Below are 10741 nucleotides of genomic sequence, written 5' to 3'. Positions count from 1 at the left end.
CCGGGTTATAGATGGCAATCAGGTTGAGTGCCTGCACCACATCCGGACAGTTATGGCAGCTTAAAGAGACAAAGACATCGAAGTCAGACTGGATATTCAGGCTTTTAATATTAGCCAGCACCTCATCAGAGACTTTCGGGGCATAACCCGAGGTTTGTAACAATGCCAGAATCAGGGAAGTAAACTCATGGCCCATTGGCAAACCTGCAAAGAACACCCGTGGCTGTTCACCGGCTTTGGCAATTCCAAAGCTGGGTACACGTTTGTTCTGACCATCAAAACGGGCAGTCACCCGATCAGACAGAGCAGCAACTTCTTCTACCAGTTCTTTGATTTTGGCAGATTTATCTGATTGATCTAAAGTGGCCACCAGCTCAATAGGTGCTTTAAGGCGTTCAAGTAAGGTTTTGAGTTGGGCGGAAGTATTTTGATCCAACATTGCTAACATCTCCAAGGGAGTAAAATTTATTTGATAAGTAAATGATAATAGAAATGCATGAATAGGCAAAACAGTTTATTTTTGTTAGTTTAATCGTATTTGTTAATTAATAGAGGGATTCATGATGAATTTCAGACGTATATATGGCATGAATAATTAATTTTTCAAGTAAACTTAGCCGGCAAATTACTATTTTTTAGCTAATATAGCGTGAGTTTTAAGGAGCAGATCGATGGACTTACAACGTGGAATTTATCAGCATTATAAGGGGCAACTTTACCAGGTGCTGCATGTCGCGACCCATAGTGAGACTGAAGAAAAATTGGTGGTTTATCAGTGTTTATATGGTGATTATTCGATTTGGGTTCGGCCACTATTGATGTTTACAGAAACAATTACTTGCCCGGATGATCGTGAGGTAGAGCGGTTTAAGCTGGTGCGAGCACTTTAAGCATTCAGAGATGGCAGGGAGAAGGTTCCACACGTTGTATCAAGAAGCAGCATAAAGCATGTTTAATGGTATTTTACTGGATATTGAACGAAAGGCTTATTATTCTTGTTGATGCCATTTGGCTCGATGACTCAAGCCAAATGTTGGTTTATGGGTGGTTGATCAGCCCATTTCTCATGCTGAAGCAGTTGATTTTTCCTCTGATTCAGCAGGATTTATATTTTATGCTCAAGATATTCCTGTCTGTGCAGGTTACTCCGTAGTAATTTATAGTTCAGCTAGTCTGGTGGACTTTTAATAAATACCGATCCGGTTAAAGTGTAGATTATATTCAAGATATTTTTGTATAAAGGCCGTTTTATCTTGACGTCTTAACAGATTGTTATACACAAATTCTGGAACTGGATGGTACAGTTCAATATCGCCATTACTATAAATAATTTTCAGGTGGCGGCTGGAAGGGCTATACGTCCATGAGATCACGGTTAGCAGGTTTTGCATATGCTTTCCTCCACTGAATATTTATTATCTTATGTTTTGAACTTATGCCAACCGGCATTGAAGATGTATAGTTGAATTGTAAGGATCGGTAGAAGATTGTTAGAAGGTAATGGCGATTAATGGCAATGCTAGCTCATACTTAACAAATAGTCTCAGTCTGCTCTAGTGAAATATTCAGCAAGAATTTTGAACTCACCAAATATGACTCACTCACAATAATTAGTTGATTCATTTCAATAAAAATATTTAAAGAACCTAAACCCAGATTGATAGAATGAGATGACCATAGTCATTATTTCAGTCAAGCTTAAGGCTGAATTTTTAATCAGAAATTAAAACTTTTTCTAAAGATTTATTAATTTTTTTGCAGAGATCGTCCAAAATAATTCAGCAATAGGGTTCATAAAAAGCTTTTATTTTATAAAATCTTTTTAAAAGAAATATGTTGTAAATACAGGATTTTTCTTTACTGTTTTTTATATCGGAATTGAATGAAGTAATAAGAAAGAGTGGGTTTTAAGTATTCTGTGGAAGTATTTATAAATGAACTTAGAGCTTTAAGAAATCACGCTCTATTGCATTTCACCCGAGAATTTAAGAAATAAAAAATGCCAGTCAATTTTGAAACTGACCGGCATTAGGTTTTAGAGCTGGCGTGTTAATTTCGCCTTAATCTTTATTGTTGCGTTTAGGGTCAAGCTGCGGATCTTTAACTTCAATATAAGCATTGTTGCGGATTTCGCGTAACCAGCTGTCCAGTTCGGCATCAAATTGGCGCTCACCCAAAATCTGGCGTGCCATACGCTCCTGATATTCCTGAGTCATATCTTGTTGACGGGTATCAGTCACTTGCAGAATATGCCAGCCAAACTGAGACTGGAATGGTGTGCTAAATTGGCCAACAGGTGTATTTTTCATGCGTTCTTCAAACTCAGGTACCATCACTCCCGGACTTACCCAGCCCAAGCTGCCGCCATCACGGGCCGAACCCGGATCACTGGAGAAAGTGGAAGCCAGCACGGTGAAGTCTTCGCCCTGTTTTAAGCGGTTGTACAGGCTGTCAATCATTTGTTTGGCATTTTCAGGGCTTACCACTTCAGATGGCTGAATTAGAATATGCCGAGTGAGGTACTGGGGAACAAGCGCCTTTTTCTCACCACCTTTACGTTCCAGAAGCTTGAGTATATGTACACCGTCAGCAGCCGTAATCGGTTCTGAGGTCTGGCCAGGCTGTAGCGTCGTAATACGTGCGGCAAGCTCGGCTGGCACTTCTGCCAGGTTGCGCATGCCCATATCAGCAGCTTCAACCTGCACATCAGCGCTGGTATATTTTTTGCTGATAGCCTGAATATCGTTGGTCTTGCTCAGCTCATTTTTTACCTGGTTGACCACTTGTGCAGCATGTTCGCCTGTAATACGTAAATGCAAGACATGCACCTGACTGCCGAGCAAAGCTTGACCTTGTGGTGTATTCAGGAAGTTTTTCACGTCCTGATCACTAATCTGGATACGTGATGTCACAATTTGCTGGCGCAGGCGGTTAAGTGCCAAGTCTTCCGCAATGCGGTTACGCAAAGACGCATAGGTATTTGGTGCCATAGCATCCAGTTTTTGCTGAAAGGCTTCGAGGCTCGATGACCCAGAGTCATGGGCAACTTTCAATACAGCTTCGTTTAACGCTTTTTCGTCTGGACGGATGTTATAGCGTTTCACTTGTTCCAGTTGTGCCTGACGTAAAATCAGTTGTTCCAACGCCTGCTGCTCTAAATAGGGCTGGGGTGGCACCTGCTTGTTCTGCTTTTTCAGCTGGTGAGTAACTTCAGCTACGCTTTGGGCCAGATCACTACGCAGAATAACGCTATTGTCGACAACAGCTACGACTTCATCTTTAGGTTGAGCAATAGCAAACGTGGTCATTGCTGAAGAAAGGCACAGTGCCAATGCGGTCGCTTTAAAAAAATGTTTTAACTGTTTTGTCTTCATTAACGTTCTGTCCAAGTTTGATTGATATTGTTAAAACCTAGAATGCGATTTTCTAGTAATGAAGTGAGTTTGTTGCTTAACCCACCGAGGCCTTTCAAGGTCACTTCAGCCATAATTGCGCGTTTGGCTTTGACGCCTGAATCATTCACATCGTCCAGGTCATTATAATATGAACGTCCATATACCGACATGCCCCAACAGCATGACTCATAGTTTACGCCAAGTAAATATTCACGTGCCACGCTATTGTCCAGATCAAACTGGGCATGTCCAACCAGACGCCAGTTGTTGGCAATGGGCTGGATAAATGAGCCCACCACCTGATCATAACGATCCTGGCGCTCTGGAATATCTTTGCGATAGAAATAGCCTAAGTTATACAGGTTGCCCTGGTCACCCGTATAATAAACCTGCAAATCGCGCTGGGCATTATCGCCATTGGACATCCAGCTGGAGTTAAGATTGACATGGAGATTGCTGGAAAGTTGGCTGGTTAGCTGAATCACAGGGCCAGTATGGCTTTCACGGTCAAACTTATCCGTGTCTTGTTCCAGGGTTACACGGCGGTCTTCAAAAAAGAAACTTTGGCCGATACTGGCACGTAAACGCTCTAGACCGTCTTCATTAAATAGGCTGTAGCTCAGCCCTAAAGATGCGAAGTTATTGTCTTCTAAACGGTCATGGCCATAAAAACGGCGTGGACTGAATAGTTGATCATAATTAATTGATGCCACCACTGAGTCAAAATTCGGCTGGTTTTGCTGATTTTCATAGGGTGAATAAGCATAGAACAGGCGAGGGCTTAAGGTTTGTAAATAACGCCCTTCTTTTTCGAAGGTCAGGCCCGTATCCAGCGTAAATTCTGGTACCACCACCGAATGGTTCTCACTGGATGAGCTGCGGTTCTGAGTTTCTTCATCATAAAAAGTATTGATGTTACGGACAGATACTTCTGGAATGATAAATGACCACGGCGTACGATGATTATAACGTACCGAAAAGTCATTATAGATTCGCGTTCCACTTGGTTGATAAACAGTACCATTTGGATTGGCCTCTTTAATATTTCTCAGATCTTTCTGGAAATAGGCGGTATCGTTATTAAACTCAGCCTCGAAACCAAGCGGATTGCCCCGTTTATAATTCACCAAAAGCTGTGGCAAACGGGCATAAGGGCGGTCTTCATCGGACACACTCGAATCAAGCGTCTGGAAATCTTCAACTTTGAAGAGCGCTTTCAGTCCAGGAATACCATTTTGATAGTTCAGTTCCCATGCACGGCGCAGGTTTAGGTCAGTTTTTGAATCGGGGTTGTTGTCCAGATCAGAGAAAAAATCTTTGTCCGACGCATAGTTATACTCTAAATGGGTAGAAAACTGATCATTGATTTGCCAGTTATGCAGGAAATGCAGGTTTTTCCGGTCTTCATTGTCATAGCTTTCGTCGGACGGCAGATAGCCTCCCCAGATCTGGCCTGCACCAAAGTTTTCAGTTAAGTAGCGGAACTCCGCATCCAGCATCGCACCACGGTCACCGATATACCGCGGCGTCACAGTCGCATCATATTGTGGCGCCAGATTTAAATAGACGGGTACACCAAGTTCCAGGCCGCCATCATTGGTAAAGCCAAAGGTTGGGGTGAGAATACCTGTCGTGCGGCGGTCATCAATCGGGAAGTTGAAATAAGGCACCGCCAAAACGGGAACGTCTTTAACGTATAGTTTGGTATTGCGAGTTTCCCCGCGCCCGGTTTCCTGGTTTAGCTTGATTTCGTCTGCCTGAATTTTCCAGGTCGGTTTTTGCTCAGGTGGACAGGTGGAATAAGTGGCATTTTCCAGCTCGAGGGTATTGTCTGAGGTTTTGGCAATCTTTTCTGCACGGCCATGGGCATGTTGCTGTTCTGAAATATAAAAACTGTTGTTCAGGTCGCCTTGCTGGGTTTTTAAATTATAATTGATATCATCACTTTGCGAGATCAGGCCGCCCTGTGCAAGCTGCACATGTCCTTCTGCCTGGGCATAGGTTTGAGTCTGATCAATGGTGACTCTTTCTGCACGAATCTGGCGGCCTTGCTGGTCTATAAGTACATTACCTTCCAGATAAGAATCACCTGTCGGATTATAATGTCCATAATCTGCCGTAATAGTCGAAGTCGCCTGTTCTGGATCAATCGCCGGTGTATCCGGTGAAATCGGGGTAATCCAGGCACCCTCACAATAAGCTGAACTTAACGCTTTGCCTTGGCGCTGCTGGGCTTCTGGAGCAGACTTGTCGATATAATACTGGGAGAAAAATGCTTCACCTGGATAGGTCTCATTAATGTGCTGTTTGAGTTGTTCTGCATTTACATCGGATGAGACAGTTGATGCAGCATAGCTTGATGCTGAGCTGCCACATAAAAGGGTTAAGATCGCAGTCGCTAGAGGGTTGATTTTAAAGTGATGCTTCATTTGTCTCATTAACCAATCATGCTTTTATCGCAATTAATTATTGTCGCATCATAGAGAAAAAGTTGATAAGTAGCTACACTTAGCACTTTAAAAACTCAGCCTGTATTAGAATATATTGCAAATGAACACACCACGCGAACAATCAATACAATCCTGGATTGCCTCTGTACTTGGTTCAGATCAGTTTGAAACTCATTTTTTAGCAGGCGATGCTAGCTTCCGTCGTTATGCACGAATCAAACTGAATAATAAAACATTTATGCTCATGGATGCACCTCCAGAAAAAGAAGATTGTGTGCCTTTTGTGACGATTGATGAGTTTTTTGATGCACATGGCGTTCGCGTTCCGCATATCGTGTCCAAAGACTTGAAACAAGGCTTTTTGCTGCTAGAAGATTTTGGTGATGTATTGCTGTCCAATCTGCTGAATGATGAAACGGTGGATGCCTATTATGAGCAGAGTTTTAAGCAGTTAATCCAGTTACAATCAATCCCGGGAGAAGGTCAGCTTCCTGTCTATTCTTATGAAAAGCTGATTTCAGAAATGGAGTTGCTGACGGACTGGATGTTGCCAGCTCTAGAAATTCAGCCGACAGAAGCTGATACTGCTCTGATTAAACGTACTTTTGCAATTCTGGCCAATGCGGCTCTGGCACAGCCACAAGTGATTGTACATCGTGATTTTCATAGCCGTAACCTGATGAAAATTGAGAATGAGACTGAGCTGGGCGTGATTGATTTTCAGGATGCGGTGATCGGTGCAGATACCTATGACCTGATTTCAATCACTCGTGATGCTTATGTACAGTGGAATGCAGACCGCGTCTATCAGTGGTTTAAAATATTCTACGACCTGTTACCGGCAGCATCCAAGCAAGAACGTGATTTTGAGCAGTTTAAAAAAGATGCCGATATGATGGCGATTCAGCGTCATATCAAGATTTTGGGTATTTTTGTACGTTTGTTTGAACGCGATGGTAAATCAGCTTATCTCAAAGACCTGCCACGGGTGATGTGGTATCTGCTGCAAGAGACCAAACCGTATGCAGAATTACAGCCATTCATGCAATTCATGCATGAAAAAGTCATGCCAGCCTTTGAAGCAAAATATGGTTTATACGAGGTGGCTGCTTAAATGAAAGCCATGATTTTAGCTGCGGGCCTTGGTAATCGCATGCGTCCATTAACTCTCTATAAACCAAAGCCATTGCTTGAAGTGGGTGGTAAGCCTTTAATTGTTTGGCATATTGAAAAGCTTAAACAGATTGGAGTGACTGAAATTGTCATCAACTCTGCCTGGCTGGCCGATGTGCTGATTGGTGCACTGGGTGATGGTTCGCAGTTTGGTGTCAATATTCGCTGGACACGTGAGGCTGAAGGCTTGGAAACGGCGGGGGGTATTATCAATGCCTTACCATTATTAGGAGATGAGCCATTTATTCTGGTCAATGGTGATGTCTGGACCACGATGGATTTTGCGCCGCTATTAAAGATTGAGCTGGCTGAAAATCTGGCTCATCTGGTTCTGGTGCAAAATCCGGAGCAGCATCCGCAAGGTGACTTTACGCTGGCTGAAGGAAAGGCATATACCTTTGAGCAGTCAGTCACAGGTGAAAACCTGACCTTTAGCGGTGTATCGGTGATTGATCCTAAAATGTTTGAGGGACTGGAGGCCGGAAAGCGTCCTTTAGCACCTTTATTAAAAGCGGCGATGCTGGAAAACAAGGTCGCTGCCTCTAAACTATCCGGTCTTTGGGTGGATGTGGGCACACCTGAACGTTTAACTGCACTGGATTTGGCGATCCGTGAAGGGAAGTCTACTTAAGTGAATATTCACTAAGCACTCCCTACTGTCCCAATATAGAGAAATCGGTATACTTCCACCTAACTTTTTCGAGCGTTGATTGTTTATGCACACGTTTTTTCAAGAACTAAAGCAGGGTAGCCAGGCTTTAGGTTTAGTGCTGTCTGATGAAGCTTTAAATTTATTACTTAAGTACCAGGATGCTTTGGTACTTTGGAATAAAGCATACAATTTGACCGCGATTCGTGATCCTAAGGAGATGCTGGTCAAGCATCTGCTTGATAGTCTGAGCATCTTGAAAGATCTGCCAGCAGGTCGTCTGCTGGATATTGGCACAGGTGGCGGTATGCCGGGTATGATTATTGCGCTTTGTCAGCCGGAGCGTGAATGTGTGCTACTCGATTCAAACGGTAAGAAAATCCGTTTCCTGAAGCAGTTTATTGCTGATTTAAAATTAAAAAATGTCATCGCGGTACAAACCCGTGTAGAAAATGAAGACAGTATCAATGAGCTGGGCCAGTTTGATGTGATTACCAGTCGTGCATTTGCCTCATTGACTGACTTTGTCAATGCCTCTCGGCCGTATATGCATGAGCAAAGTATTATTGCCTCTATGAAAGGCTTGATTCCTGCCGATGAAGTGGATGCATTAAAAGATGAGTTTAGCTGTCAGGTTATTGAGCTGAAAGTTCCGCGTTTAGACGAACAGCGTCATTTACTTTTATTAAAACATATTTGATATTTTCAAAGGATTGGGGTCAACATGGCACAAATTATTGCGATTGCAAACCAAAAGGGTGGTGTCGGTAAAACCACAACCGCAGTAAATTTGGCGGCATCCTTAGCTGTGTTAAAAAAACGTGTTTTACTGGTGGATATGGATTCACAGGGAAACGCGACCATGGGCTCAGGCATTCAAAAGAATGACCTGCTGTATTCGATTACGGACGTATTGCTGGGTGAAGTGCCGATTGAAACCGCTATTACCAAGGCGGAAGTCGGTTATAAGGTTTTAGGTGCCAACCGTGACCTGGCCGGGGTAGAGCTGGCGATTGCGGAGCAAAAAGGGCGCGAGTTCATTTTGCGCGAAGCATTGCAGGAAGTCGAATCTGCATTCGACTATATTATTGTGGACTGTGCTCCAAGTTTGAGTCTGATTACTGTCAATGCTCTGGCTGCAGTCGATGGCGTGATTATTCCAATGCAGTGTGAGTACTATGCGCTGGAGGGGTTGGCAGATCTGACCCAGACCATTGATCGGATCCAGCAGGCGCTGAATCCGGAACTCCAAATCGTGGGTGTGTTACGTACCATGTATGATGCACGTAATGCCCTGACTCGTGATGTTTCTGAAGAACTCGAACAATATTTTGGGCAAAAGCTGTATGACACCGTGATCCCGCGTAATGTCCGTCTGGCAGAAGCTCCGGCACACGGTTTGCCGGTAATTTATTTTGAGAAAAGCTCAAAGGGTGCAGTCGCTTATTTAAATCTGGCGGCTGAAGTATTAAAGAAAAGCAGAGTGAAAAAAGGAAGTAAAGCATGACCGTCAAGAAACGTGGACTCGCCAAAGGTCGTGGTTTGGATGCCTTGCTAGGATCAATTCAAAAAGAAAAATTACAACTTGAAGCTCAAGGCCTCGATCATGGCCAGTTGAAACAGATTGATGTAAATTTGCTCAAACGTGGTGAATACCAGCCTCGCCGTCATATTAAAGAACAGGATTTGCAGGAACTGGCAGCCTCGATTGAAAAGCATGGCATCATGCAGCCTATCGTAATTCGTCCGGTCGATGATGAACGTTATCCATATGAAATTATTGCGGGCGAACGTCGCTGGCGTGCGGCGCAACTGGCGGGCCTGACAGAGATTCCGGCAATTGTCCGTAATCTGAATGATCAGGTGGCGATTGCACTGGCCCTGATTGAAAATATCCAGCGTCAGGATCTGAATCCGATTGATCAGGCAATGGCCTTGCAGCGCTTCCATGATGAGTTTGGTCTGAGTCATCAGGAAATTGCCGATACGGTCGGTAAAGCACGTACCACCGTCAGTAACCTGCTGCGCCTGTTGACCTTGGCAGAAGAAGTCAAGGACTTTATGCAGCAGGGCTTGCTGGATATGGGGCATGCGCGTGCCATCCTGACCTTAAAAGCCAAAGATCAGCTGAAAGTTGCCGATATGGTGATTGAAAAGAGTTTGTCGGTACGTCAGACTGAACAGCTGGTGCGTGATTTCAATATGCCTAAAACAGAAAAGCAGAAAGCGGCAATCGCACCGGATATTCAGCAATTAAGCCAGCGTTTATCTGAACGTTTCAGTGCAGACGTTAAAATTGACTATAACCGCCAAGGTAAAGGAAAATTGGTGATCAGCTATCACTCTCTGGAAGAGCTGGATGGTATTCTTGCAATTTTGGGTGATGAATAAATAATTTATAATTTGTTTTTATTGGGGAATAAATCAGATGTGGGAATTGGTCAAAGCAGGCGGTTGGCTTATGCTGCCGCTGGTATTGTGTTCGATTTTTATGGTCGCAATTTCGGTCGAGCGGCTCATTCGCTTAAAAAAGAGTCTGGTACTGCCAAGCTCACTTCTGATAGGTCCGACACAGGGGGCAGATGAGGCCATCGAAAAGCTGCAGCAGAGTGCGACCTTAAAAAGCAGCGCATTGGGGCGGATCTTTAGTGTCGGTGCAGAGGCACGTGATGAGTCCGAGCAGTATGCCCGCGCGCAGATGGAAGCGATGGCATCTCAGGAAATCACCTATTTAGAAAAAAATATCAATTTTCTGGGGACTTTAAGCGCAGTAGCTCCGTTGCTGGGTTTGCTCGGAACCGTGATCGGAATTATTGAATCCTTTCTGATGATTGATATTGGCACAAACAGTGATCCGGTGCTGATGATGCCGGGAATTTCTAAAGCCCTGATCACCACAGCAGCTGGGATGTTGATTGCAGTTCCTGCGGTGTTTGCACATCGTTATTTTCAGCGTCTGGTACAGGAATATGTCGCAGAACTTGAACAGCAGGCGACCTTGTTTCATGCTAGCTTGTTCTACCGCCATGCTTCGGATGTCAAAGAACACATCAAGAAAGCAGGTTAGGAGCAGG

Annotated in this window: 10 protein-coding genes and 2 pseudogenes; 7 read left to right on the top strand and 5 right to left on the bottom strand. The window is 44.0% G+C overall.

The features are described from left to right. Positions 1-439, bottom strand: a pseudogene (locus NI461_RS07830) (alkyl hydroperoxide reductase subunit F); the annotation flags it as partial. A gap of 232 nt (positions 440-671) precedes the next feature. On the opposite strand from NI461_RS07830, the gene NI461_RS07825 reads away from it, so the two are divergent. Continuing rightward, positions 672-890 (top strand): DUF1653 domain-containing protein, encoded by a 219-nt coding sequence (locus NI461_RS07825; RefSeq protein ID WP_151204533.1) that lies wholly within the window; start codon positions 672-674, stop codon positions 888-890. A gap of 294 nt (positions 891-1184) precedes the next feature. On the opposite strand, the gene NI461_RS07820 is transcribed toward NI461_RS07825, so the two are convergent. From NI461_RS07820 to NI461_RS07810, 4 genes and pseudogenes are all read right to left on the bottom strand, one after another. Next, entirely contained in the window at positions 1185-1391 is a 207-nt protein-coding gene (locus tag NI461_RS07820) for a KTSC domain-containing protein (RefSeq protein WP_151204532.1), read from the bottom strand. A 239-nt stretch (positions 1392-1630) separates the two neighbouring features. Then, positions 1631-1778 (bottom strand): annotated as a pseudogene (locus NI461_RS14285) (IS982 family transposase); the annotation flags it as partial. Between the two features lie 282 nt (positions 1779-2060). Continuing rightward, positions 2061-3374 (bottom strand): peptidylprolyl isomerase, encoded by a 1314-nt coding sequence (locus NI461_RS07815; protein WP_174659601.1) that lies wholly within the window; start codon positions 3372-3374, stop codon positions 2061-2063. Continuing rightward, positions 3374-5824 (bottom strand): LPS-assembly protein LptD, encoded by a 2451-nt coding sequence (locus NI461_RS07810; RefSeq protein WP_174659602.1) that lies wholly within the window; start codon positions 5822-5824, stop codon positions 3374-3376. The genes NI461_RS07815 and NI461_RS07810 overlap by 1 nt, the downstream gene beginning before the upstream one ends. Before the next feature lie 121 nt (positions 5825-5945). On the opposite strand from NI461_RS07810, the gene NI461_RS07805 reads away from it, so the two are divergent. From NI461_RS07805 to NI461_RS07780, 6 genes are all read left to right on the top strand, one after another. Continuing rightward, the gene (locus NI461_RS07805) at positions 5946-6959 is read left to right on the top strand and encodes a phosphotransferase (RefSeq protein WP_151206799.1); all 1014 of its coding nucleotides are present in this window, start codon (positions 5946-5948) and stop codon (positions 6957-6959) included. After that, positions 6960-7649: an N-acetylmuramate alpha-1-phosphate uridylyltransferase MurU gene (gene murU, locus NI461_RS07800; protein ID WP_174659603.1), complete on the top strand. Its 690-nt coding sequence runs from the start codon at positions 6960-6962 to the stop codon at positions 7647-7649. Positions 7650-7734: 85 nt separating this feature from the next. After that, positions 7735-8367 (top strand): 16S rRNA (guanine(527)-N(7))-methyltransferase RsmG, encoded by a 633-nt coding sequence (rsmG, locus tag NI461_RS07795; RefSeq protein ID WP_151206801.1) that lies wholly within the window; start codon positions 7735-7737, stop codon positions 8365-8367. 24 nt (positions 8368-8391) lie between these two features. Continuing rightward, entirely contained in the window at positions 8392-9174 is a 783-nt protein-coding gene (locus NI461_RS07790; RefSeq protein ID WP_151204526.1) for a ParA family protein, read from the top strand. Next, positions 9171-10058, top strand: a complete 888-nt coding sequence (locus tag NI461_RS07785; RefSeq protein ID WP_174659604.1) for a ParB/RepB/Spo0J family partition protein — start codon at positions 9171-9173, stop codon at positions 10056-10058. Before NI461_RS07790 ends, NI461_RS07785 begins: the two co-directional genes overlap by 4 nt. Before the next feature lie 37 nt (positions 10059-10095). Then, on the top strand, positions 10096-10734 hold the full coding sequence (locus tag NI461_RS07780) for a MotA/TolQ/ExbB proton channel family protein (protein ID WP_174659605.1): 639 nt from the start codon (positions 10096-10098) through the stop codon (positions 10732-10734). The last annotated feature ends 7 nt before the right edge of the window (positions 10735-10741 follow it).

The organism is Acinetobacter sp. S4400-12 (genome assembly GCF_024129495.1).
Classification (GTDB): Bacteria; Pseudomonadota; Gammaproteobacteria; order Pseudomonadales; family Moraxellaceae; genus Acinetobacter; species Acinetobacter lwoffii_C.
This window is presented reverse-complemented; position numbering and strand designations above follow the sequence as displayed.